General features: G+C 37.6%; 24 protein-coding genes and 1 pseudogene. 6 read left to right on the top strand and 19 right to left on the bottom strand.

All coding sequences use genetic code 11. The annotated features are described in order from the left end of the window. Positions 1 to 4: 4 nt before the first annotated feature. The 5 genes from glpK to I2F89_RS02675 all read right to left on the bottom strand — a co-directional run bounded on the left by glpK (position 5) and on the right by I2F89_RS02675 (position 6,478). Entirely contained in the window at positions 5 to 1,501 is a 1,497-nt protein-coding gene (glpK, locus tag I2F89_RS02695) for a glycerol kinase GlpK (RefSeq protein ID WP_071866586.1), read from the bottom strand. A 112-nt stretch (positions 1,502 to 1,613) separates the two neighbouring features. Beyond that, complete coding sequence (locus tag I2F89_RS02690) at positions 1,614 to 3,074, bottom strand: helix-turn-helix domain-containing protein (protein ID WP_195513405.1); 1,461 nt, start codon at positions 3,072 to 3,074, stop codon at positions 1,614 to 1,616. After that, a complete protein-coding gene (locus I2F89_RS02685) occupies positions 3,064 to 4,362 on the bottom strand; it encodes an NAD(P)/FAD-dependent oxidoreductase (protein WP_195513403.1) in 1,299 nt (432 codons plus the stop codon). Before I2F89_RS02685 ends, I2F89_RS02690 begins: the two co-directional genes overlap by 11 nt. A gap of 275 nt (positions 4,363 to 4,637) precedes the next feature. Next, complete coding sequence (locus I2F89_RS02680; RefSeq protein ID WP_195513401.1) at positions 4,638 to 5,315, bottom strand: response regulator transcription factor; 678 nt, start codon at positions 5,313 to 5,315, stop codon at positions 4,638 to 4,640. A 23-nt stretch (positions 5,316 to 5,338) separates the two neighbouring features. Further along, complete coding sequence (locus I2F89_RS02675; RefSeq protein WP_195513400.1) at positions 5,339 to 6,478, bottom strand: sensor histidine kinase; 1,140 nt, start codon at positions 6,476 to 6,478, stop codon at positions 5,339 to 5,341. Positions 6,479 to 6,654: 176 nt separating this feature from the next. Between I2F89_RS02675 and I2F89_RS02670 the strand changes: the two genes are divergently transcribed. From I2F89_RS02670 to I2F89_RS02655, 4 genes are read left to right on the top strand one after another with little or no spacing between them, the layout of a single operon-like run. After that, complete coding sequence (locus tag I2F89_RS02670) at positions 6,655 to 7,905, top strand: efflux RND transporter periplasmic adaptor subunit (RefSeq protein WP_272017943.1); 1,251 nt, start codon at positions 6,655 to 6,657, stop codon at positions 7,903 to 7,905. Further along, entirely contained in the window at positions 7,889 to 8,563 is a 675-nt protein-coding gene (locus I2F89_RS02665) for an ABC transporter ATP-binding protein (RefSeq protein WP_195513396.1), read from the top strand. The genes I2F89_RS02670 and I2F89_RS02665 overlap by 17 nt, the downstream gene beginning before the upstream one ends. Continuing rightward, positions 8,560 to 9,765: an ABC transporter permease gene (locus I2F89_RS02660; RefSeq protein ID WP_195513394.1), complete on the top strand. Its 1,206-nt coding sequence runs from the start codon at positions 8,560 to 8,562 to the stop codon at positions 9,763 to 9,765. Before I2F89_RS02665 ends, I2F89_RS02660 begins: the two co-directional genes overlap by 4 nt. Positions 9,766 to 9,781: 16 nt before the next feature. Continuing rightward, a complete protein-coding gene (locus tag I2F89_RS02655) occupies positions 9,782 to 10,306 on the top strand; it encodes a hypothetical protein (RefSeq protein ID WP_195513392.1) in 525 nt (174 codons plus the stop codon). Positions 10,307 to 10,572: 266 nt separating this feature from the next. Here I2F89_RS02655 and I2F89_RS02650 read toward each other — a convergent pair whose 3' ends face one another. From I2F89_RS02650 to I2F89_RS02600, 11 genes and pseudogenes are all read right to left on the bottom strand, one after another. Next, positions 10,573 to 11,433 carry an aldo/keto reductase gene (locus I2F89_RS02650; RefSeq protein ID WP_195513467.1) on the bottom strand — a complete coding sequence of 287 codons (861 nt, stop codon included), beginning with the start codon at positions 11,431 to 11,433 and terminating at the stop codon, positions 10,573 to 10,575. Positions 11,434 to 11,459: 26 nt separating this feature from the next. After that, the gene (locus tag I2F89_RS02645; RefSeq protein WP_195513390.1) at positions 11,460 to 12,137 is read right to left on the bottom strand and encodes a type 1 glutamine amidotransferase domain-containing protein; all 678 of its coding nucleotides are present in this window, start codon (positions 12,135 to 12,137) and stop codon (positions 11,460 to 11,462) included. Positions 12,138 to 12,153: 16 nt separating this feature from the next. Then, the gene (locus tag I2F89_RS02640) at positions 12,154 to 13,260 is read right to left on the bottom strand and encodes an NADH-dependent flavin oxidoreductase (protein ID WP_195513388.1); all 1,107 of its coding nucleotides are present in this window, start codon (positions 13,258 to 13,260) and stop codon (positions 12,154 to 12,156) included. A 96-nt stretch (positions 13,261 to 13,356) separates the two neighbouring features. Next, positions 13,357 to 13,791 carry a MarR family winged helix-turn-helix transcriptional regulator gene (locus I2F89_RS02635; RefSeq protein WP_010736432.1) on the bottom strand — a complete coding sequence of 145 codons (435 nt, stop codon included), beginning with the start codon at positions 13,789 to 13,791 and terminating at the stop codon, positions 13,357 to 13,359. A gap of 304 nt (positions 13,792 to 14,095) precedes the next feature. Next, positions 14,096 to 14,370 (bottom strand): annotated as a pseudogene (locus I2F89_RS02630) (helix-turn-helix domain-containing protein). Continuing rightward, positions 14,370 to 15,989, bottom strand: coding sequence for a glycoside hydrolase family 13 protein (locus I2F89_RS02625; RefSeq protein ID WP_115357208.1), 1,620 nt, complete (start codon positions 15,987 to 15,989; stop codon positions 14,370 to 14,372). The pseudogene I2F89_RS02630 and the gene I2F89_RS02625 overlap by 1 nt, the downstream one beginning before the upstream one ends. Before the next feature lie 465 nt (positions 15,990 to 16,454). Continuing rightward, positions 16,455 to 17,207, bottom strand: coding sequence for a class II aldolase/adducin family protein (locus tag I2F89_RS02620; protein WP_195513386.1), 753 nt, complete (start codon positions 17,205 to 17,207; stop codon positions 16,455 to 16,457). 23 nt (positions 17,208 to 17,230) lie between these two features. Continuing rightward, positions 17,231 to 17,476 (bottom strand): hypothetical protein, encoded by a 246-nt coding sequence (locus tag I2F89_RS02615; protein WP_074800527.1) that lies wholly within the window; start codon positions 17,474 to 17,476, stop codon positions 17,231 to 17,233. Between the two features lie 29 nt (positions 17,477 to 17,505). Beyond that, complete coding sequence (locus I2F89_RS02610; protein ID WP_071866605.1) at positions 17,506 to 18,897, bottom strand: PTS galactitol transporter subunit IIC; 1,392 nt, start codon at positions 18,895 to 18,897, stop codon at positions 17,506 to 17,508. A 37-nt stretch (positions 18,898 to 18,934) separates the two neighbouring features. Beyond that, positions 18,935 to 19,234: a PTS sugar transporter subunit IIB gene (locus I2F89_RS02605; protein ID WP_071866568.1), complete on the bottom strand. Its 300-nt coding sequence runs from the start codon at positions 19,232 to 19,234 to the stop codon at positions 18,935 to 18,937. A 20-nt stretch (positions 19,235 to 19,254) separates the two neighbouring features. Further along, complete coding sequence (locus I2F89_RS02600) at positions 19,255 to 19,716, bottom strand: PTS sugar transporter subunit IIA (RefSeq protein ID WP_071866567.1); 462 nt, start codon at positions 19,714 to 19,716, stop codon at positions 19,255 to 19,257. Between the two features lie 281 nt (positions 19,717 to 19,997). Here I2F89_RS02600 and I2F89_RS02595 point away from each other — a divergent pair, with 281 nt between their 5' ends. After that, positions 19,998 to 20,756 (top strand): DeoR/GlpR family DNA-binding transcription regulator, encoded by a 759-nt coding sequence (locus I2F89_RS02595; protein WP_071866566.1) that lies wholly within the window; start codon positions 19,998 to 20,000, stop codon positions 20,754 to 20,756. Then, entirely contained in the window at positions 20,756 to 21,712 is a 957-nt protein-coding gene (locus tag I2F89_RS02590; RefSeq protein ID WP_115357203.1) for a 1-phosphofructokinase family hexose kinase, read from the top strand. The genes I2F89_RS02595 and I2F89_RS02590 overlap by 1 nt, the downstream gene beginning before the upstream one ends. 689 nt (positions 21,713 to 22,401) lie before the next feature. Here I2F89_RS02590 and I2F89_RS02585 read toward each other — a convergent pair. The 3 genes from I2F89_RS02585 to I2F89_RS02575 all read right to left on the bottom strand — a co-directional run bounded on the left by I2F89_RS02585 (position 22,402) and on the right by I2F89_RS02575 (position 25,391). Then, on the bottom strand, positions 22,402 to 22,788 hold the full coding sequence (locus I2F89_RS02585; RefSeq protein ID WP_115357202.1) for a hypothetical protein: 387 nt from the start codon (positions 22,786 to 22,788) through the stop codon (positions 22,402 to 22,404). 151 nt (positions 22,789 to 22,939) lie between these two features. Continuing rightward, positions 22,940 to 23,401 (bottom strand): hypothetical protein, encoded by a 462-nt coding sequence (locus I2F89_RS02580; RefSeq protein WP_229078030.1) that lies wholly within the window; start codon positions 23,399 to 23,401, stop codon positions 22,940 to 22,942. 652 nt (positions 23,402 to 24,053) lie between these two features. Beyond that, positions 24,054 to 25,391, bottom strand: a complete 1,338-nt coding sequence (locus tag I2F89_RS02575; protein ID WP_071866562.1) for a hypothetical protein — start codon at positions 25,389 to 25,391, stop codon at positions 24,054 to 24,056. Positions 25,392 to 25,694: the final 303 nt, after the last annotated feature.

Here is a 25,694-nt window from a genome sequence, read left to right as displayed (position 1 = left end):
CCCTTTACTCAAATGCTTGAGTTGCTTTCACGGCTTTTTTCCAACCAGTGTAAAGTTTTTCTCTACGCTCTTCTGGCATTTCCGCCTCGAAGATTTTACCAGCTTCGTAAAACTCACGAATTTCATCCGTATCTTTCCAATAACCAACTGCTAATCCTGCAAGAAAGGCAGCACCTAATGCAGTGGTCTCCAAGTTACCGGCACGTTGGATCGGTACATTCAAGATATCGGTTTGGAACTGCATCAAGTATTCATTATTGGCTGCACCTCCATCGACTTTTAACACAGGAATCTGGATGCCTGTATCATCTTGCATCGTATCGATGATATCTCGAACTTGGTAGGCAATGGATTGTAGTGTCGCCTTGATGATATCCTCTTTTGTTGTTCCTCGAGTAAGACCAAACATAGAGCCACGTGCTGCTTGATCCCAGTAAGGAGCGCCAAGTCCAACAAAAGCAGGTACGACGTAAACTTCGTCATCACTAGTCGAACGCTTCGCTGCATCTTCTGAATCACTCGCTTTTTGTAGCATTTGCAGACCATCACGTAACCATTGGATCGAGGAACCGGCTACGAAGATACTACCTTCTAGCGCATAGTAAACCTTTCCATTTATTCCGTAACCAATCGTCGTCAACAGATTGTTTTTAGATAATTGTGGCTTTTCACCTGTGTTCATCACAATAAATGAACCTGTACCATACGTATTTTTGACCATTCCTGGCTCAAAAGCCATTTGACCGAATAAGGCTGCTTGTTGGTCTCCTGCCATACCAGAAATCGGTGCTTCACTACCATAGAAATGGTACCCTTGTGTATAACCGTAAACCTCTGAATTTGAGGTTACTTTCGGTAACATCACTCGTGGAATATTCAGTAGATCTAAGATTTCTTGATCCCAATCCAATTCATGGATATTGAACAACATTGTACGACTCGCATTCGAGTAATCGGTTACATGAGCTTGTCCATCTGTCAACTTCCAAACAAGCCATGAATCGATCGTTCCAAACATCAACTCGCCTTTTTCTGCTCGCTCTTGTGCACCTTCTACATGGTCTAAGATCCAGCGAATCTTAGTAGCAGAGAAATACGCATCAATGACTAAACCAGTTTTTTCATGGAAAAACTCTTGGTGTCCGTCTTCTTTTAATTTGTTAGCAATACTAGCGGATTGACGCGATTGCCACACTACAGCATGATAAATCGGGCGTCCTGTATCTTTTTCCCAAATCACTGTTGTTTCACGTTGGTTCGTGATACCGATACCGGCGATTTGTGTTGGCTTGATACCAGATTCAATAAACGCACCTGCGATAACTGATTGTACGGAGTTCCAGATTTCATTCGCATCATGTTCTACCCAGCTTTCCCGGGGAAAATATTGTGTGAATTCCTTTTGGGAACTACCGATGTGTCTTCCTTTTTTATCAAAGATAATCGCTCGTGAGCTTGTTGTCCCTTGGTCAATCGCCATGATATACGTTGATTCTGTCATTATGATCTCCTCCATTTTTGCAAACGCTTTCTTTAACTACTTTTATGGTACACCTATTTAAGGAGTAGAAACTGCCAAAAAAATAGCAATTCACTTTTTTTTTGACAGTTTTTTAATTTTTGGCTTTTTTTTCTTGCTCGATTTTTTGCTTTAACCTTAAAATATCATAACTTGAAGCAAACTCCGATAGATAATAGTACTCTTGACCTTTTTTATCCTGATTGAAGGTGATCACAAAATCATAACTTTTTTCTGGTTGGACTTCTTCGATCACGATCCCGCTGATCCCCTTTAACTCTCGAATCAAGAACTGTTGGAAAGCAACTCGATAGATCGGCAAGGAGTGTAGATCAATGCCAATAACCACAGATTTTTCAATATAGAAATCGATCATCATCAAAATATTCGCGTATTGACTCATCAGATTATCCAAAACTTGATTGGTCAATTTTTTCATAGGAAGCTGTTCGACTGTCGTTTTTTTCAATCGTTCAAGTAATTGAGTCAACGAATCACCCAACATGCGTTGTTGTTGGATGAGTAGGTGTGGCGGATCATAGATTGTTAAATAGCCAGAAAAAAAGTATAACTCATTATTGATTTGTGCCAAGTGGTACCCAATTGTTTTCTCTTCCTTGATTTTTAGACGCCTTGGTCGATAATGCCACAGCATGGTTTCTCGAATATACGTATCCAACACCGCTGTAGGTAACTTTTTGCTACGAGTCAACTCGTATTGATAAAATGTCTCTTCCTCCAGTACCGAGAAAGTAACGAGAAAACTATAAAACATCATCGACTCATACGCCGTAACATCAGCTGCTGTTCGACTAAGATATATGGAAATCACCGGATGGATGGTCTGGTACAGTTGATCCTCTTGGTATATTTCTTTTTTCTCTTTTGTACTAGAAAACTTTATCTTATCTGACAGTAACCTTTTCCGTGTAATACCGATCCATGTCGCAATTTTTGTCGATGATTGTGGGGAAAAAGTTGTATTCAACACATGCGCCAATCCTACTATCAACGGACGCTTATCTGGAGTATCTTGTAAATACTGTGGTCTTTGTGCCTCTGGGAAAAATTGAAATAAGGAATAATAAAAATAACGGATCTGGAGTTCTTCTCCTTGGATTTGTCCATTCTTTATCTGTAGAGAGAACTCTTTCAATAGCTGATTCAATTCTTTGGTTTTTCTAAAGACAGAGGATTCACTGATCGTAAAAGCTGTTGCCAAACGAACACTTGAAGCTTGTTGGTGTTCAAGAAGATACGTCAAGATCTGATATTTCACGCTTTGTTGTACCAAAAAAAGCATGATTTTTTCTAAACTCGTATGCTCATCTAATTCAAGGACGACTTGAAATTCATTTTTTCGGACAGAAATCTTTGTTTTCATCATACGACCGATCAATTCAAGGTCTTCGATATATTGGTCGAAGGCAGATTTTGATAATTTCACAGAGGAGCGCAACTCATTGATTGAAGCGGAACCACCTTCTAATACAAGCATTCGTAAAATCTCAATTTGGATTTGCTCTTTTTTTTCTAAAAATTCTTCAATCTTCATCGAAAGAATCAACCACCTTTACAAGAGCTGTTGGCGCTCGATACTCTGGTTGAAAGAAGAATTCGCGCGCTTCCAGATCTGCGAGTGTCCATCCTTCCTCAACTGCTAAAGTCAGTCGATCTAAAAGATAGAAAATCACTGCTTGGCTATGACATTGCGCGCCAATCAGTTTTCCTTCTTCCGTCAATAGCACTTTTATTTGGATTAACTCCTGATTCGCAGCAGAAGCTCTGGTCGTTAAATATTGTGTGTTGATTTCCCCAGCATAAAAGATACTTTCGCTTTCTGTTAAACCGACACTCCCAAAATAATGTCCGAACCAGTGATTACCGATGGGACGATACGTACCTAAATCCTTCTTTTGTTGCCCACTGATATTTTTACTGGCGATCTTCGCTGTTCGAATCGCATTGTTGACTAAAGACACGTACATCTTTTCTTGCGTTGGTCGATAGGTTACTTGGATGGCATCGCCGATCGCATAAATATTTTCCTGCGATGTTTGCAGGTAGTCATTTACCCAGATCGTCCCATCATCATTCAATTGCAAGGATTCTTCCCATAATTGATTATCTGGTCGTGTGTAATTTGCTAACAAGACTAAATCATACGTCTCACTTCTTTTTTCCGTGAAGATCTTTGTTTGTTCTGCTTCAATGATTTCTTGTACTTGTTCATTTAAGAAATATCGAATACCTCGATTGTTCAGCTCGCGATACAACGGCTTGATCATCTCTGGATCAAAATATCGAAATAAAACTGTCGATTGGCTTTCATACAGATGAAGTTCTTTTCCCAAGTTCGCTAATCCTTCGATGAGTTCCAAGCCAACTTGCCCTGCACCGATCACTGCGATTTTTTTTGCATTTCCAATACGTTGTTGAAATTGTTGCGAAGTTTTAGGATCTTTGATTGTCCAAATCGTGTCGTTTTCTTGTGTACTAAAACGGAAGCGTTGTTGTGAGCCTGTCGCAATCACAAGAAAATCGAAAGACAATATTTCCCCATCATTTAATTGGATTTGGTTTTTATCGCTGTTTAGCGCAGTCACTTCTGTTTCTACCCGTACTGCTATCTGATGTTCTTGAGTCAATTGCTCTTTCGTCATCCAATAATGATGCGCTTCTTCATGAAATTCCCCTTTTAAGATCAAATTGACACTATTCGGAATAAAGCCTATCCGCGCTTGCTTCTCAATAATGATTATCTCACTTTCTGGACAGTCGTTGCGCAAAGAAATAGCTGTCTGAATGCCCGCAAATGAGCCACCGACGATTACGATCCTCATATGTTATTCTCCTCTTTTTCATCTGTTATCCTTAGAGTATCATTTCTTAGAAAACGTTTCAATCAGTAAAGGGCATCGTAGTGGACGCGCGCTGGAAATAAGCAGACAATCCCGTTCACTAAGCCACGCTATTGAGCTAAACGAACGAAAAAAATCAGTTGAAACATCGAAGATAAAAATACAAGGAGCACTCGAAATTTGTTGGTTTTCGAATGTCCCTTGTGTTTTTGTGCGTATAAACTGCCTGACTTATGCCACGCTTTCTGATCTTAGCTTTAAATTTTATAGCCAATGCCCCAAACCGTTTTAATATAGGAAGACTGCTTGTGCGTGTCATGCATTTTTTCTCTTAAATTTCGAATGTGGACCATGATGGTATTATTGGAGGAAGTATAATATTTTTCGCCCCAAATTTCTTGAAACATTTCCTCAGAGCTAATGACTTGTCCCTGTCGTTCCATCAATAATTTTAAGATGGAAAATTCGATTGGTGTCAGAAAAAGCTCTTCTTCCTGTAAAAAACATTTTCGTTTATCAACATCTAATACCAAATCTTTAACGATCAATTTGTGTTTATCAAATCCATTGTACTGAGTGGATCGCCGAATCTGGGCCTTCACTCGGGCAATTACTTCTAATGGGCGAAAGGGCTTCGTAATATAATCGTCTGCGCCAATCGTCAATCCTGTAATCTTATCGATTTCCTCGGTTTTTGCGGTCAACATGATGATCGGATAGTTATGATTTTTTCGGATTTCTTTACAAAGTTCGAACCCAGAGATGTCCGGTAGCATCACGTCAAGAATTGCCAGTGAAAATGTATTTTGTTCAATTTGTGTTTGAGCAGATTTCCCATCAGAGCAAGTCGTTACTAAAAAATTCTCGTTCTGCAAATAAAAGAGAATTAGGTCTGAAATTTCTTTTTCATCTTCAACTAAAAGTATTTTTTCCAATCGTATCGACCGTCCTTTTCAACTTAGTTGCTTTCTGAACCCTTCATTTTTGCATTACCCAAAGGCAAAGTAACAAACATCTGGATCTCATTATTTTTGCTGGCAGCTTGAATGGTTCCTTGATGAGCCAGAATGATTTCTTTGGCGATCGCTAGACCTAGTCCCGCACCGCCGGTTTTTGTTGAACGGGCTTGATCAAGGCGATAAAACTTTTCAAATAATGCTTCTAGCTGCTCTTGTTCGATGGGCTCACTTTGATTGGCAAGAATAAAGGTTGCTTGGTGCTCAGAAACCGATAGTTCCATTGTGATCATTGTATGTTCAGGTGCGTAGGCGATCGCGTTTTTCAACAGATTATTCAATACTCTGGCTAACTGTTCACTATCAGCTTCAATTTTCAAGCTTTCCGGTCCGATATACCGAACCTCTTGTCCTTTTTCTTTCAGCAACGGGTAAAATTCTTCCTGGATTTGTTTTAATAAGAACACAAAATCAAGTTCTCGTTTAAACAATTGGATATCTTGAAGATTGAATCGAGTAATATCGAAAAATTCATTCATCAGTGTTTCCAACCGTTCAGACTTTTCAAGAGCGATAGTCAGAGACTGAGTCATTTGTTCGTTCGTTAAGTTCTTTGTATCCAATAATAAGTTGAGGTAGCCGATCACGGAGGCTAAAGGTGTCTTCAAGTCGTGAGCCAAATAAGTGATCAAGTCCTTTGTTCGTTGAGTTTCTTCCTTTAGGAGGATTTCATTTCGGTTCATCGTATTTTTTATTTTTAACAATTCATTATCGATTGGCATACTTCTAGTCGAAGCTTCCGTAGACCCAGAGAAAAAAGGCTGAATGCCTTCAGCGATTTGTGTAATCTTTTTTCTTGAGTAGTAGCGATAGATAAAATAGTTGATTAAGGAAACGATAAAAATAAGAAAGAGAGAGAATGCTAATAGGAGTTGCTTGATCATCGTCCAATCAACAAAATTGCCAATAATCGTCCCCCCTTCCCCGTCACTCGTTCCAACAACTTCTTGCATGACAAATTTTGAAAAAAAATCGTCGATGACCATGTGAATGATTCTTGTCTCCTTTATTAGCCAAACGATTCCTAATAATAAGCAGATGCCTAAAAAAGAAAAAACGAAGCGAGGATGTTTAATATGCATGAAAAGTTCCTTTCAAATAAATAGTCTTCATTCATTCTTGATTATAACAAAGCGAGGATACAACGAATAGAGAATATCTCTTAAGAAATCTTCAGAATATATTAAGAGAATCATTCAAAACGTTTGTAGGTGAAGTGCTTAAATAAAGGTAGTCATCCAATTAATCGATGAGGAAGGTGAGAGGTTTGAGAAAACATAAAAAAAATTTTAAAAAAGCCATCATGGTCACTGGTGCTCTACTGGTTATCGGGAGTATAGCTGGGGCAAGTACTTTAAGGCGTGATCGCCGAGAAGCCCCATCTATCACGCGTGTATCTTTACAAGATCTGCAACCTAGAAATGACTTTCACTTGGTGGGGGTCATTGAACCGGCGAGAACCATTGAAGTGAAGGTAGATAGCGGGCGAGGCTCAGTCGTCGAAAAAAAAGTTGCGGCGGGAGATCAAGTGAAAGCCGGACAAGCACTGTTTGTTTATTCTAATCCTGAAGGATCTTTAGCTATTAAGGAAGCAGAGCAAACTACTGCAAACCGTAGGAGTGCAGTAGAACAAGCCCAGCGACAAACAAACCAGAAATGGGAACAATACAACAAGGTAACTACTCAATTGGAAGAGACCAAACAAAAAATCACTACCGCAAAGGATGAAGATAAAGAAGCGCTAGAAGATCGCAAAAATGAATTAGAAATACAACAAAGTCAACTATTGATGGAAGCTCAAAATTCAGAGAATAGTATAGGCGATGCAACCTTAGAACTAGAACGAGCAGAATTGGAGTTGAACTCCGTCAAAGAACAACATGGTTCAGATGTCGTGGAGGCTGGTATTGACGGAATCGTCAAAGATATTGATGAACGACAAATGAATATGAGTGCGAGTGAAACCGCCCCAGAGTCCCCTTTCATGACTATCGTTGACACAAGCCGGCTGTTTTTAAAAGGGACCGTAGATGAATTCCGTCGCAGTCAGCTGGAACCGGGACAAAAAGTTCAACTAAAGGATCGCAATGGCGGTAGTCAGCAATGGACTGGACAGATCACACGAGTTGGTGATATGAAAGAACCTTCAGTAGTTGTGGAAGAACAAGGTGCAAACCCAAATTTATCTCAATTCAGCTTTGAAGTCGCTTTGGATAAAAGTGAAACCCCACCAAGCATTGGTACTCATTGTTTTGTGGAACTGATCGAAGAAAACCAAACGGAAATCAAACTGCCAAAATCATTCGTTTTCTATGAAGAAGACAAGCCTTTTATTTATGTTGTTGAAAATCATAAAATCAGCAAAAAACAAGTAGAGTTGTCCGAAGATGAAATGGATGAAGCAATGTATTTGCTAGAAAGTGAGCTAGACTTGGACAGCGAGCTTGTCTTTCCCACAAATGATGTCAAAGTAGGAATGGATGTGAGAACAAATGATCCAACTAATTGATGTCTGTAAAACGTTCCAACAAGGGCTTGGTGAAATCCATGTCTTGAATCAAATCAATCTAACAATTGACAATGGGGAGTTTGTTTCTATTATGGGACGATCAGGTTCCGGCAAATCGACCTTGATGAATATTATCGGCTGCTTAGATACACCGACAAAAGGAAGCTATCTAATTGATGGCAAGATAACCAGTCAAATGGACGAAGACGATCTTTCTGAAATTCGCAATCAAAAAATTGGTTTTGTTTTTCAAAATTTTGAACTATTGCCAAAATTGCCCGTTTTACAAAATGTTGCTTTACCACTTTTGTATGCCGGTGTCATGCAAGAGGAACGAACATGTCGAGCTATTCATGCCTTAGAAAGTGTCGGTTTGGCTGACCGAATCGATTTTAGGATCAATCAATTATCTGGTGGTCAAAAACAGCGGGTAGCCATTGCTCGAGCACTGGTTGGAGAGGCAAATGTGATTTTAGCTGATGAACCGACCGGCTCCTTAGACACTGCCAATAGTCATGAAATCATGTCCCTATTCGCAAATCTAAATGATATGGGAAAGACAGTTGTGTTGATTACACATGAACAAGAGGTTGCTGACTATGCCAAACGTCAAATTCTTTTAAAAGATGGTTTGATTGTTGAGGAGGTCAAAGAATGAAAGAAAATATTCGGTTAGCGATTCAATCGATTTACCAGCATCGTTTACGCTCTCTGTTGACGATGTTAGGAATCATTGTTGGGATTGCTTCAATCATTTCTATTGTGAGTATTATCAATGGAAATACTGAAAATATGAAAAAGCAGATGATTGGCGGTTCTACTAATTCAATGCGTATCGAATATGACGCCAGAAGTGCCTTTCTTGCCGGAGAAAATGGTAGAAATGATCGGCTGCCTGACTATTCTCCTCAGATATCAGATGGTGAACTCCAAAAATTACTGACTATCGATCATGCCAAGAATGTCAGCTTATTCTATGAAGCTAATTTGCCGGTCTTTCAAAGAGAGCGACAGACCGATGCCGTAGTATTAGGAATGGATGGAAGTTTCTTTGAAATCATGCCTCATAAGATTCTTAAAGGTAGAGCAATGACTGAAACCGAATTACAATCACAAAAACAAGTCGCTCTGATCACAGCTGACTTGGCAGAGTTTTTTTTTCAGTATCGCAACCCTTTAAATCAACTGATTGAGATTAATGGAACACCTTTTCGAATCATCGGTATCGTAGAGTCTGAAACGGATCAACTTTCAGGGAAATATGCTTTCATTCCTAGAAATAGCCAACGTCTAGTTGAAGGGAAACTTGATCAAAAGCCAACGGTATTGTTTCAGGCTACGAATGCAGAAGTGTTAGAATCAGCTGTCGTTCAGGCTAGCCATGAACTGACAAAAAGCATCCCACCATCAGATTTTGTTTTTTCCATTCGAAATTATGATGAAGTAAAGAAGATGACTGATGATATCAATCGTTCAAATATGATTTTATTGGGCGGAATTGCCAGTATTTCCTTGTTAGTCGGTGGGATCGGAGTCATGAATACGATGCTGGTCAGCGTGACAGAGCGAACTAGAGAGATTGGCTTAAAGAAGGCATTAGGCGCCAAGCGAAAAGTGATTTTGCGACAATTCCTGACAGAAGCAATCGTCTTATCAGTAATTGGTGGATTGATTGGTATAATTTTAGGCACGATCATCAGTCTGGTCGCCCTGAATCTGCTCAATTACCCACTGACGATATCTCTGCTTTCTATTTTGATCAGTGTTACTTTTTCGATGCTGATCGGTACTATTTTTGGCTATTTACCCGCCTATAAAGCGTCAAAATTAAAACCAATCGAAGCATTACGATATGAATAAACAGGAAGGTGTTTTTATGAAAAAAAGAATGTTATCCATTCTCTTCTTAGCGATAGTATTGACTGGCTGTGGTACTAGCTCCAACCCGTCACAGGTAAACAATGACAACGTCCCCACCAATGCACAAATCACTCCCCCACAAAAACAAACCGAAACGAGTCAAAGTGGCGATGATGAGCAAAACAACAACGAGCAAACAGATTTTGATCGTGCCAATGATTTACTTGATCAAGCAGATGAGTCTGGGATTCTTGTGTCTATGAATGGTGATCAATTTGAACTAGAGATCACAAAATTTTATCAAAAAAATGAAGATGAAGATTCCTATGACATGGCCGTTTCCTCTGACGAAAAATTAAGCTTTACTATTACCAGTGAGACTGAGATTACAGTCGTTATTTATGATGCACAAACTCAAAACTCTCGAATCGTTGAAGGCTCAAGAGCAGACTTACAGCTTGAAAGATCCGTCAATCTTTATGGTCAACAAGTTGGCGATACCTTTATTGCCACCAAAGTCATCGTCATGCAAGTCAATTAGATAGCTAGAAAAGCTGGTTGATTAGAAAAAAAAACTAAATGTACCACCCTTATACTTTAAAATCACACACCAATCTATCTAGATTGATACTTCGATCCTATCCAATTGTTTGGAGAATGATATGATCCTAGTTTTCTAAGTTTTTCAACAAAAAAAGTGCGGGTAGAAAACAAGACTGTTTTCTACCCGCACTAAGTATTAAAGAACTACTTTTTAGAAACACTACAAGCTTCTATGCTCTCTTTTTGAATGCATCAGCATATCATTTACTGTTTTGCTTGATCAATGGAGATATTATGCAGATTTTCAACTAAGGTTCGATGTTCACGAGGTCCGGTTGACTCTGGTGCTTGATCGAGCTGTTCAATCAAAGTCAATTCTTCTTCTGATAATCGGAAATCAAAAATGGCGATATTTTGCTTCATACGATCCACATGGACAGACTTAGGGATCGTGATGATCCCTAGCTGTGTTTGCCAACGTAGGATGATTTGTGGGACAGTTTTATGATATTTTTCAGCTAATTCTTTTAAAACTGGTTCATCAAAGATCCCATCTTTTCCTTGGTTAAAGGGACTCCATGCTTCAGTCACGACATCAAAATGCGTGGCTGTTTCTCTTTGTTGTTTTTGTTGACGGTATGGATGTTGTTCGATTTGGTTGATCACTGGCTTGATCCGATGATTCAAAATCAAATCAGTCAAACGACCTGTTGAAAAATTGGAGACTCCGATCGCCTTTACTTTGCCTGCATCATAGAGTTCTTCCATGGCACGCCATGCACCATAATAATCATTGTAAGGTTGATGGATCAAGAAAATATCAATATAGTCTACCCCTAATTTTTGTAAAGAACGTTCATACGCTTTGTATGCGCCCTCGTAAGAAGCATCAGTGACCCATAACTTGGTTGTAATAGTGATCTCTTCTCTTGGAATCCCACTTTTTTTGATTGCCCGACCAACGGCTTCTTCATTGTAATAAACAGCCGCAGTATCAATCAGGCGATAGCCAGCATTCAGGGCTTCTAAAACGACTTGCTCACATTCTTCTTGATCCCAGATTTGAAAGACACCAAATCCAAGTACAGGAATTGTCAATCCGTTGTTCAAGGTCCGTGTTTCCATCATTGATTTCCTCTCCAAACTCCACGTTATTTCGTTAATTCAGCAACGACTTTTTCTCCTAATAAATGTGCAGACTGTGGGTTTTGTCCTGTTAATAAACGCCCATCTGCATGAACAACTTCAGTAAAAGCTTTCCCTGCCTGATAATCGGTCCCTTTTTCCTTCAATGAATCTTCGGTCAGGAATGGTACGTTATTCGTTGTTCCGTTTAATTCCTCTTCTTCATTACTAAAGCCAGTCACTTTACGTCCAGCTAAAATGGACTGTCCGTTTTCATCAACGACAGGTAATAAGCCTACGACACCATGACAAACCGCTGATACGATCCCATTATTTTTGTAGATCGCAGAACCAATCTCTGCTAATTTTTCTGATCCGGGGAAATCCCACATCGTTCCATGACCACCGGCATAATAAATCGCCGTATACTCTGTTGGGTCCACTTCATCCGGACGTAACGTTTGACCTAACGCACGATTACGAAAGTCTTCATCTTGGTAATAGGTCCAATCCACTTGGTCCATATCTAATATACTTTTTGGTTCCAATGGTACGTATCCGCCATTCGGGCTAACAAAATCAGCTTCGATCTTTTTTTTGACTAATACATCATAAAAATGAGTCAATTCACTTAACCATAAACCTGTTGGACGCTCGATATTGTCGTATTTTTCTACATTTGTCAAAACAATCAAAACTTTCATTTTTTCAGCTTCTTTCTTAGATATTGATGGTTGATCCATAGCGTTGATCAAGAAAATTATACAACGGACTTGGTAAATACAAGTCTTTGTATGCTTCAGAAAAAGGTTTCGTCACAAATTCAGCATCTCGACCTTCTAATAATTTGACTGCCCATTCTGGATCTACCAACATTTGTTGACCTACTGCTACGAGTTCCGCATGAGCTAACACAGACTCGACATCTTTGCTGTTACGGACATTACCGACACCTACTAACGGGATTTTCCCTTGAATCGTTTCGTGGACATATTCAAGAATTGATTTTTCGTTGTAGGTCTCAGAACGAGCCACACGATCATAGGTATTCAATGAAACATGCAGATAGTCTAATTTCGTTTCACGTAATTGTTCCATCAACCAAATCGTTTCTTCAAAACGGATACCTGGTGTTTCAAATTCTTCTGGTGAAAAACGATAGCCAACAATAAATGGTTTGGTTGCGTGTGTTTCAACTGCTTGGAAGACAGATTTCAATAATTCTTCAATAAAATGATAACGTTTCTCTAAAGAACCACCCCATTGATCTTCTCTACGGTTCGAATGAGGAGAAAAGAATTGTTGGATCAAGTAAGTATTCGCACCATGTAATTCTACTCCGTCAAATCCTGCTTCAATGGCTCTGCGTGTTGCTTCGCCAAATGCTTGGATCGTTTCACTAACTTCTTCATCACTTAATGCCCGAGGTGTTTCGGCATCTGGACGTTCTGCCGGAATCGCACTAGCAGATACGATTTGTTCTCCTGATAATGTCGCACGACTTGTCATACGGCCGCCATGGAAGATCTGCACGATTGCTTTGGCACCTTCGCCTTGAATGGCTTGTGCTAACTCGCTTAGACGAGGAAGCATTTCATCATGGGCGATACTCAATTCACCTGGCCAACCTTTACCGATGTCTTGCACATTTGCCGCACCAGTGATCACGGCGCCTAATCCTTTTGAGCGTTGTGCATAATATTCGATCTCGTCTTTTGTGATTACCCCATTAAAAAAGCTAAGTTCTGTAGTCATTGGTGATAGCATCAACCGATTTTTCAGCTCACTACCTGATGGAAATGTGATTGATTCATTGAATTTTGCCATTCTTCTTCCTCCAATATGACGAATGTCACTTATTTTTTCTCGTATTTATTTAACCATACGATTAGTTGTACATGCAACTGTTATGTTTAAAAAATTTTATTTTTTTTGTAATTTATTGGTCGCTTCATTCAGCTCTTGAGAAAGCCGCTCGCTCTCGGCAGCACCTAAAACAACTTTATATGCGTGGTGCAGCTCATCCCAACTACTGTCGATCTCTTTGACAAATTCACGACCTTCATCAGTTAAAAATACCAAAGATAACCGTCCTTCTGTGACCGTTTTGACATAGCCTTTATATTCTAATTTTTCTACGAAACGTGCAATCGTTGACGGCGCTGAATACAACATCTGCGCGATATCTTTTTGAGGAATACCGTTTTTTTCTTTCAAAATCAGTAAGATAAATCCATAAGTAGGTGCAAGTCCCGTTTTCTTGAAGGCTTCATCAGCTAATTTGTTCAATACTCGATCGAGCTTCTTCACACTAAAAAAAAGACATTCTTCTAACGAACGTTCAATTGATTTCCCCATTTTTACACCTCCTGTTAGCGTACATATCATAGTATGATTTAGTTGATTTGTCAAAGAGGAGAACATTGATCGTTTTGTACCATACCTTTGATACTATTTCCAATGAAGTCCTTCACCTAAAAAAATGGAAGTGGGACATTAGTCCTCTCCCACCACCTAAAACCGAATAAACGGCGGGAGCAGAAGTAACCTCTTCGGAAATAAGGCGCCATCCACAAAAATTTGAAGAACAATTTTCGTGGATGGCGCCTTATTTCTCGAGGCTAAACACTTCTGTCCCGACCTCACTATTACAATCTATCCTCTATGCAAACTCGACTTTCAACTCTTTTCCTAGAGCATGAGCAAGTTTTGATAACGTATCGAAACTTGTATTGTTTCCTCACTCAATACGGGCTACTGTCGATTGAGGTAAAGAAGCCAAATCTGCTAATTCACGTTGTGTCAATCCGGCAGCTTCTCTAGCATTCATCAAAGCGATTGCGCTTGATAACTTAGCATTCTCTGTTTCAAAATTATTTTTGAATACTGGTTCTTTCAATTTTTTTCTAGATAACCATCAAATTTAACTGTTGCCATTACCCAATTTTCACCACAAATGCTTCATAAGGACGTAATTCGATTTCTCCTACAGGTACTTCTCGATCATAGTTGGCAATGATCAGTTCTGTTGTTTCTTGTGGAACAGTTAATTCTTGTGTTTGCTCGGATAAGTTACAGACAATCAACCAACGTTCTTCATTTAGTGTACGATAATAAGCAAAGACCTCAGCTGGAGTTTCTGTCAACAATTCATATTCTCCCCAAACGATGATTTCATTGTGTTTGCGTAACTCGATCAAGCGTTTGTACGTATGGAAAATCGAAGAGGAATCTGCGACTGCTTGTTTCGCATTGATGGTTTTGTAGTTTGGATTGACGGATAGCCAAGGCGTTCCTGTCGTAAATCCACCATGTGCTGTTTCATCCCACTGCATTGGGGTACGCGCATTGTCACGCCCTTTGGCATTGATAGACTGCAAGATCTCTTCTTTACGATAGCCAGATGCAAGACGCTCGTGATACATATTGATCGTTTCGATGTCTTTTGCTTCTGAAATGTCCTGGATCGGAGCATTCGTCATACCTAGTTCTTCTCCTTGATAAATGTAAGGAGTCCCCTTCATCATGTGTAGTAAAATAGCAAACATCTTTGCACTTTCCACGCGGTATTCTTGATCATTTCCCCAACGTGAAACGATTCTCGGTAAATCGTGGTTATTCCAAAATAAGCTATTCCAACCTTCATCACCTAATGCTGTCTGCCATTTGGACAAGACTTGTTTCAGTTCTGAGACATCTAAAGCTTTTAGATCCCATTTATCCTTGCCTGCTTGCTGGTCCAAAGTCATATGTTCAAATTGGAAGATCATGGATAGCTCATTTCGTTTGGGGTCAGAATAAAGCTTCGCGATTTCTGTCGTTGCCCCCCAAGTTTCTCCTACCGTCATCAAATCTTTATCTCCGAAAGTTGCTTGATTCATTTCTTGTAAATATTCATGGAGTCGAGGACCATTATTGGTAATTTCTTGATCCGGTAATTTGCCGATCGTATCGATGACGTCCATACGGAATCCACCAATTCCTTTGTCGATCCAAAAATTCATCATATCATAAACTTCTTGTCTGACCAGCTCGTTCTCCCAATTCAAATCAGGTTGTTTCTTGCTATATAGATGCAAATAATATTGACCTGTCGTTTCATCAAATTCCCAAGCCGGTCCACTAAAGATCGAACGTAGTGAATTAGGCACGTCACCATTTACTGGATCACGCCAGATATAATAATCTCGATATGGATTGTCTTTGCTTTTTCGTGATTCGATAAACCATGGATGTTCATCAGAAGTGTGATTGACGACTAGATCTAAAATGATTTTGATGCCTAATTTCTTCGCTTCCTCAATCAGTTCGTCCATTTCAGCCATCGTCCCAAATTCAGCCATGATTGCTTCATAATCGCTGATGTCATAGCCATTGTCATCATTTGGTGATTCATAGACTGGGGAAAGCCAGATCGTATCGATCCCTAGATAGGTTAAATAATCTAATCTTGAAATAATCCCTCTTAAATCACCGATTCCATCTCCATTCGTATCTTGAAAACTACGTGGATACACTTGATATACAACTGATTGATGCCACCATTTTTTCTCCATATGATCCTCCATTTGTTTTGTCCTATTCTTAAAGAATTGTAACGCTTACAAAAACAAGAGTAAACAGGCAGAAGAATGTTACCGATAACATTAAAATCTGGGGTTTAGAAATAAAAAAGAGCGTGGAGAAAGTTTCAATCAATGGATTAGCGCCTTAAAACAGAAACTATTGATTGAAATAAGGATAAATTGTTATCAACATGCCTGTTTAGGGTGTACCCTAGATAGACATTATATAGAACATTTTTCACATGTATGGGCGAATTTTATCTTAAAATCATAAAAGTATGCTTTTCTATAATTAATGTTCTCAAGAATAAGTAATTTTTAATAATATTTACATTAAGCGTACTTAAATTTTTATTTGAAGTTCAGTAACAAAATCCCCATCATAAAAAAAATCCAAGAACTCGTAAACGAATGTTCTTGGATTTTTTTCAATCGTAACAGATGATTAACTGATAGTTAATCACCACCAGCAAAAATTTCTTCTTTATTATAAATCGGCGTATGATTTTTCAAATCTTCAAGGGTTCCTACCTGTCTACCTTTAGAATAAAAACCATCTAATAAACCTAAGGATTGGAATATCGTCTGCTTATATGCAATTTCGGCATTCCATTCCGTAGTATCTAGAATCTGTAAAGCTTTATGGATCGCTTCAATGCCCGATGCTCCTGGCGCACTGATCAACACTCCATGACTGTTGAGTAGCAACATATTTGGTAAGGCTACTTGTTCTTTTTTCATGTAATCAGAAACTAATTCTGCTAATTCTGGCGAGCAATTAGGTTCAAAGTCTAACACAGGAATATAGCCGATTTTTTGGGTCGCTTCCGTTAAATTAGGCATATCCAAGCCGGCGGTTGCCCAAAACATCGAGTGTGGCGAATGGGCATGTAAAACCGCTTTTATCGCTGGATTCGTATCATAAACCGCTTCGTGTAAGTTGATTTCTCGTGTAAGTTGACCTACCCCATCAATCACTTTTCTTGTATGAGGCTCAACGACTAAGATTTGTGCTGGTGAGACTTCCCCTAAATAAGCTTCTGACATCATAGTCGGTGTCATAATAATGTATTCTTTCCCTACTTCATCAGTTGTTCTAAAAGAGAAATTACCGCCTGCCACATTCGTATTCTTCCTTGTAAAGATCAATTTTACGATTCGTGCTAAATCTTCCCGCTCTCTTTCAAAAATCATCCGTCCATCTGACATATTCAAGACCACCTTTTTTATTTTTAAAGCGTTTTGTTACGTATGATTGTTTGTACAGCTGCTCTTATTTTAGATGCTTCTTCATCCTGTTTCTTTTTCCGTTCATCGTATTCTTTGAAAAGTACTGGATTGCCATATTTATATACACAGACTGCTAGACCAATAGCTACGACATTAAATAGGTACTGTTGTGTCACCAAAGCTAAGAGATAGCAGCCAATTGCTAGTAAAAGAAGCAGTTGCCATTTTATTTTTTCGCTCTTTCCCATTTTTGCCGCCCCTTTACTTTTTGAAAATTTTAGCCATTCGTCGCACGTACTTGCGTAGATTGTGTACCTTGTTCTTCGTATCTTTGACTTGGCACCTTTACCTTGCTCATATATTTATACAACCAAACAAACATTGCGATAAACAGAACTGACCCGATGATACCCAAGATATTTCCTTTAAACGCTTCTGCAAACAAGATTCGAAATTCCGGTCCTTCGATCGAAGACCAGGTAATTTGTTGGCCTTTTTGTATTCCTTCAACTGCACCGGTTCGATCTGCTAAGCCCGTTAAGATTGGAGTTAAATAAGTGGCTGCATACAGATAAATTGGCATCGAAATGACCCCCATGATCAGCATACGAACCAAATTTCCGCCTGTGAGTAATAAACCACCTACTGCGATCGAATAGTTGATAATTCCCGCTAAAGGTAAAACAGCATTTCCCGGTAAAACGATTGCATAACCAATAAAGACTGGTACTAATAAGATCGCGGCGACCCAAATCTCAGTGCGACCAGCTAAGATAGGCCAATCTAACCCAATATAAATTTCCCGGTCTTTAAACCGTTTTTTCATCATTTCCGACATTGCATCGGCAAGTGGTGAAAGAGACTGCATAAACATTTTTGAGATCATTGGGAATAAAGCCATTGCTGTAGCGATTTGAATAGCTAAATTTAATGAACCCGAAACCCCATAAGCTGCGGCCAACCCTAAACCCAAGCCGATGAGAAATCCCATCACCGAGTTTTCAGAGAAGATACCGATTTTCTTTTTTAATGCTTTTGTATCGGCGCGCCGGTTAAAGAAAGAAATTTTATCCATGATCACATTGATTGGTAATAAGAGTACTGCTGAAATATTCATTAAGTGTGTTACGGTTACTAAAGGGATACCTGTCAAATCCTCAATATGGCGTTGGAACATATCCCCCATCTTAAGTTCCAATATGACCTGGATGATGGCAGTAACAAACCCAGCCAGTAAACTACCACTGACAAAGTAGACAAGATAGGCCGTTAGTGCTTTGCCCCACACATTCCACATATCGACATTGAGCGTCTTTGTCCAGTTAAAAATCAACATAATAAAATTCACACCGAGAACAACTGCGAAGAAAATAAATGCATAGGACCATGACCAGGTGATACTCGCCGCTCCAGTCCATCCTAGATCTAGCGCCGGCAAATTCAATCCCGTATTTTTTGCCAATGCTTCAGATGCTGGACTAACTGCGTTTGACATAAAACCAATGACCATCGACATCCCTGTAAAAGCAATGCCTAACGTAATCGCGGACATAAATGCTTTTTTGAATTTCATACCCGCAATCAAACCTAGGAGCAAAATGATTAGTGGTACAAAAATGGCGGAACCCAAATCTAGAATATAATTGATAACATCTTGAAATAGTTGCATTTTTTTCACTTCTTTCTTTTGATAAGATTTTTTTGTGCTAGGCAATCAATTCCTTGATCTCATCATAAATAGCATCCATACCCATGCCCGTCAGAAACGGAATTCCGGCAAAAACATGTACTCCTAACTCTTCTGCTTTTTCCAATACTTCATCATCTGGCTGTGCAACGTAAACATAAATCCCTGTCAATGGCAATTCATTTTGGATAGACTTATAATCCACTGCTTCAACGGGGAAATCGATCCCATCGTCTTCAAGCATCCCAGCGATTTTACTTGCGATCGTTTGACTTGTTGCAACACCACTCCCACATGCTACGATTAATCTTTTTTTCATCTTAAAATCCTCCCCAAAATTCATTTTATATTCTGCGTTACCAATTGATAAATTACTTGTGCCTCTCGCGCTTCAATGAATGCCTTTACAAATTTTCCATCCATAAACAATGCCATTAATGATTGTAATAAGCCGACTTGTTCTTTTGGTTCTTTGATTCCTAAAAAAAAGAGATTCCTTACCAGCATTTCTTGACTATCTCCCATTTGCTTTATCTTCACCTCAGTACTTAGACGTACAATAGCAATAAAAGGCTTTTCGACATACGCTGGTTCTGAATGAGGTAAGCCAATGTTTAAATACTGCGTAATCAGCCCAGTTGGAAAAACTTGTTCTCTTGCTATTAATCCCTTTAAATAATTCTCATTAACAAAAGCTTCTTTCTGTAGTCGTTTCGCTACTTCTCCAAATAGATCTTCCAAATTGTCTCCTTCCAAATCGAGAAAAATCAGCCTTTCATCAAACATACTCGTGTAGTCCACCTATTCTTCCTCCTCGTTCAACTTACATGATAAAAAATGTTAATGTTTGTTAAGATGTGTTTCACAATGTAAATATACAATAGTATTTATTCGTTGTCAACGCTTTCTTTTTTGTCAGTTTTTTCTAAATGTCGGCTCTTTTCTGCAAATAAAATTAACAAACTTTAACACATCCAAACATTTATCCTTGCTTTTTCTGAGTGTAAATGCTATTAATTAATGTATAAAGAAAGTTGAAAAAATTAACTTGAAAGATCGTTAATCCAACCCGAGGTGAAACTATGTTAAAGAAAGAACGGCAAGAAAAAATTTTAGCGTTAGTGAATCAGCATGACTACTTATCCATTGCAGAAATAGCTAAAACATTAGACGTTTCCGGTATGACTATTCGTAGAGATATTACAGAGTTAGCGGATCAATCTTTATTGGTAAAAATTTATGGTGGCGCGCAAAAACTAGAAAAAATCGAGCATGAGCTTTCTACCCAAGAAAAAATCGATACAAATGTTCTTCAAAAAAAATTCATCGGAAAAGTCATGAACAGTATCATTTCAGATAACGACACTATTTATATTGGTGCCGGAACAACGACGCTCCATGCTTTACCTGAACTAAAAAAAGCAAACTTATTCGTGATCACAAATAGTTTGCTCGCCTTTAATTACTTAATTTACAATACAAATTATCGTGTACTGTTGACAGGTGGGGAATTTTCCCGCACAACGGAAGAATTTTATGGAGAAACCGCAGAAAAAAGTTTTGAAAATTTAAATATCGATTTCGCTTTTGCTGCTACAAATGGGATCTTCGAAAACAATATCACCACTGCGAATCTTGTTGAAGGTTCGATCCAACAAGTTGCTTTCGAACATTCCCGCAAAAAATGCATCGTTGCAGATAGCTCTAAATTTAATCGTTCCGACGTTTACACCTTTTACTCCCTATCTGATGTCGACTATTTAATTACTGATAATAAACTTTCTGAGACTACTTATGAGCATTATCGTTCCTTTACGGAAATCCTTAAGGAGGAAAAATAATGATTTTAACGATTACAATGAACCCTTCGATGGACTACACCTATCTTGTGCCCTCACTACAATTGGATCAAGTGAATCGGGTGGATAACCCGCATATATCAATTGGGGGAAAAGGCATCAACGCTGGCAGAGTCATCGCACAGTTAGGAGAAGAAGTTTTATTAACCGGTATTTTGGGAGGAAATGTTGGCAAATCGATTCTTGATTCTTTACTAGCTGAAGAACATTATTTATTAGATTTTCTCACTATCAATGGAAATTCTCGCAATGCGATTACGATCATGCACGACGGAAACACCCATACAGAGCTGGTAGAAAAAGGACTTTACTTATCTGATGAAGATGAGAAACTTTTTTATCATCATCTCTCCATGTTAATTGAGCAACATCCGATTACCGTCGTCTGTATTTCTGGCTCAGTAAACTCTGCGAATGGTCACTTTCACGCTCAATTGCTTCAATTTATCCGTAAAGCATTAGGTGAACAGATACCGATTCTAATGGATATATCTGGCGAACAACTAAAAAATTGTTTAGCCCAAACGAATGCTCGTCCGAATTTTGTTAAACCAAATCAGCATGAATTAGAAGAGCTGATTGGACGAAAATTATGTTCATCTCAAGAAATTTTTACTGTGCTAGAGAGCACTCTTTTCGAGGGGATCGACACCGTTATGGTTTCCCAAGGTGGCGATGGGGCAATCGTTAAGTACCAATCCACTTTTTTTAAGATTGAGATTCCTAAAATTGCTATTGTAAATACAACAGGTTGTGGCGATTCAACAGTTGGTGGAATGGCCGTAGCATTGAATAAACAGTATCCAATTGAACAAGCATTGTCCTATTCGATGGCTTGCGGCATGTCTAATGCGCTCTCGAAAACAAACGGTACGATTGATGCCGCGCAAGTCGCTGAATTCAGCAAAAAGATCCACCTTTTCAAGATCAAAGAATAAATCGCTACATATTCTCTGTTCCCTTGACTGTTCAAAAAATTCTTTGATACAAATAAAAAAAGCCCTGGATAAGTACAACTGATTTTTCCAGTTTTTCGGCTCTATAATTTATGGAACAGAATAATCAATTCTGATTCATAAATTATAGAGCCGAAAAAAGCCAGACAATTGTCTGACTATAACAAACCTACTTATTTTTTTTGTTTAGCAATTAGAAGTCTTGATCAATGAATTGGTAACAATTTTCACAATGATATTTTTTCGTTTGAATATTGAACTGAATCAGTTCACAACAAGCATAATCGAACGATACAGCCGCTCTTCGTTCTAATACTTATAATGGACGTCCCCAAAAAGTATAGACTAATTGTTGTTCTTTCATTTACTTCGTTCCTCCCTAAAAATATATTTATTCGTAGCTGGTATGATGACTCATTTAGCCAATGATACCTCTCAACGTGTGAATCTGACCTTAGAATGCTCGTATGAACACGTTTTTTATATAATAGTTCTCTCTTTTGCTAAATAAACATCACTATCAATTTTATAACATAAAACAAAATACTGAAGTAGTGTACAAGAGACGTACATAACTAAAATCCCTCTATATTTTCTCACGAGTTTAAAGAAGCCTTCTTTCAAAATAAAAATTGTCTACCGAAACTCTTACGGTAGACAAAATCAGTAAATTATTCTTCAACTCGCTTATATCCGTATCCCTCATACAGTTGGATAACAGATTCCACGGAATAAGTCGAATCCTTAGTATCTGTGATAGATACTAGGTCAGCAACGTTAACTTTATTTTCTTCACCAAGAAATAAGTCTGAGTAGCCAATTATAGCAGTAAATTCAGAATTCAACTTGTTCTCAGTTCCACCGTAATACCTCTTTACGCTGACAATCTTTATCAGATTTCCATTGTTTGTTGCAGAATGAAAACTAAACTGTGAGTCAGTGCTATTTCTAGCAAATTGTCGATAAGATAGACCCTCCTCTTTTATCTCAAATCGAGATCCGTAAGATTTTTCCGGGCTCCAATCTTTATATGATCTATTCACTTCTTCATCGATCATACGTTAATATCGTCTAAATTAACATTATCAGTAGCTTTTTCGGCAACTTCATCTAATCCTTTAACTTCAAAACTAGGATCAAAAGTATCATCTAAAAGATAACTTCTATCTGCCAAACGATTCTCTAAATCTTCTGATATATCAATTTTTGCTAGATCCCATTCTTAAATTTCCCATCATCAACTAAAGTAAATTGAATATAACGTAAATCGTCCGGAAGAGTATTATCAATTGTTGCAGTGCCAAGTCCACTAACACCGTTAAAGTTAACAACTAAATATTTTTCAACCTCTCCTGTTATTAACTTCTTTGGTTCATCAAGACCTTTAATAACTATTTCTTTATCCCCACCGACTAAATTTTTAACTTTTGAAGAATCAACTTCAAGTGTTAATTTAGCACTATCTCCATTGGATAACTCTGAATTTTTATCTAAATTTATACCTAACATTTCTTCAAGTTGTTTATCATCATAATAGGCGTTGTTACTTTCAAAGGTTAACTCCTTATCATTCTCAACCAAATAATTACGAAGACGTTCATGATCAACAAAATAACTAGCAGTTCCTCTAGTATCTAACCCCTTAAAATTGACATCAACAAAGTCTATCATCTCGATATTCCCTTGCCCACAACCCGACAATAGAACCACACTAATAACACTACCTAAAAACAAAAAATTTTTTCATCACTAACTCCTCACAATTTTCGTAAAAATAACAATATTTGAAAATATTACTTATTTTATGAGATTTTACTATAATTATATCATAAGGATTTAACACTATAGGAAAGATATTAAAGCTGTTGCTGTTGCTTTTTAGGATCAATACTTGGAGGATCTAGAATATAGAAACAAAAATAAACGGTAAGGGTAAACAATAAACATTATAAACTTTTTAACTTTCAGTTTTGAGTAAACTCAATTATACTCACACAATATCTTCCTGCGATTTACACAAATTTACACCTTATTCATTCACTAATTCTTGATTGAATAACTAGATTTCAGACCATCTAAACTCTTTTCCAAATAGAAAAAGGCATTCTTATTGCTGAAAATATCGATCGAATTGATTATCTGGAATGTTTTCTTGATCCAGATATTACTTCTCTTTTAAGTGGAGGATACAAAGCAACGGGCAAAAAAATATATGAGAATTCTTTAATGGACTTGTAGAGACATAAAAAAATTTTGGTATATTTTTGATCTCTCAATAGAGTACAACAAATTTAAAGGTGACTTATTTCAACCTCTTGATATATTATTCTCGTACATTATGATTTTTTACCGAAGAATTTCTAACTGATCCTCTGGAGACGTTTGGCTCTATAAACATTGACATAGTTAAAGCTTTCTCTTTAATGTTATTAAAATTCCTACTTATTTTTTCTTTATCTTTTTCTACATTTTTTCTAATATCGTTAACGTTTAATCGTATCACCGATATTTCTTCCTTAGTCAAATGATTGACTCGAACTTTCTTTCCTTCTAATTTTATAAACTTTTTAAATCTACTAAAAAGACTCTTTTTTTTATTGTTATCATTGAGTGATACTTCAATCTTATAAGAAGCTACTCTTTTAAATTCTGGAATGCTATTAGTGAAATGTTTATTTAATATTTTACCATTTTCTATCTTCCTCATAACTTTAATGTCTTCTGGATAGTTTTTTCTATCATCTTTTAAATAACAATACATTTTATATTGATCTCTTAAATAGTTGCTGATATCAGTTCCATACCCCATTTTTTCTAACCGGAAACAAGCAACTTCTGTAAGAATACCGTTTAAAGAATCCGTTCTACCTTGTTTATCAGTCGCAAAGATCAGCTGCCCTGGAGAACTTTTTTCTGAGAGTACTCTTTTTAGTGAAGCTACTACCTCTTTCATTAAACAGTTCCCTTGTATATATTGGCTTGATGTAACATTGCGTCCATAATGCTCGCTCTTTGCTATTTTACTAAGAAAGTGTAACGGTTGATATTTTATATCAGAAGGTTTAAATCCTCTATCTGTAAACCCACTTGCAATAGCTTTAGCCATTGAATTAATTCCATCAGGAGTATTATCTATTTTATAGAAATAATTGCTTACAATATAATTTCTTCCATAATTATCGAGAATTTCATTTGCTTTTTCAAGACGTTCAGGAGGAGAAACACCCGCTTTGTCAAATATTTCCACTTGAATTTTTTCATCGTTTTTTTTTATGATGCATGACACTTCATGCGCTCCAGTTCCAGTTCTAAAACCAGTTGGCACTACTAAGAAACTATCATCATTATGATTGATAAGTTGTTCAGTATAATGAGATAAAAGAGTAGCATTTTGGGAAGCATAATAGCTTCGATCTAAAGAAGACTTTATTAAATCAATATTACGATGTTGAAGTTCTTCTGGGTAAGATTCAATAACCTGTTTTACGAGTGGAAATATTTCTTTTTGAACATCTAATTTATCTAACGTATTTCCTTTAAAATTAAAATTTTGAAGGAATAATTCACATATATCTTTACCATACCTTTTACTCTTCATGTACTCAGTTCTTTTTTTATCGATTTCTGCGATTAATTTTTTTTCTTCTTTCTTACTAATCATTATGTTTCCCCCTGGCGAATCTTCTTAAGCATGGAAGATTTTAACTAACACTTCACTAACTTATCTAAAATTAATACAACGATTTTAACCATAAATACACAGCAAATTATTTAATTTATAAAATGAGATAATACATTATTGATTTTGTTTCTAAATTGACCATATCTTCTACTTAAGTTTCATTATCAATATGTTTAAACTTTCTCTCTGTTTTCATTCAACTAAATTATTTGGTAGTTAACTTAGTCCTTTAATATAATAATCAGCTAATCTGTGATTTTTTTGTTTAATACCTTGGGTGCC

Origin of the sequence: Enterococcus sp. 1001283B150225_161107_E12, from assembly GCF_015556925.1 — a bacterium.
In the GTDB taxonomy this organism is placed as follows: domain Bacteria; phylum Bacillota; class Bacilli; order Lactobacillales; family Enterococcaceae; genus Enterococcus_B; species Enterococcus_B mundtii.
This window is presented reverse-complemented; position numbering and strand designations above follow the sequence as displayed.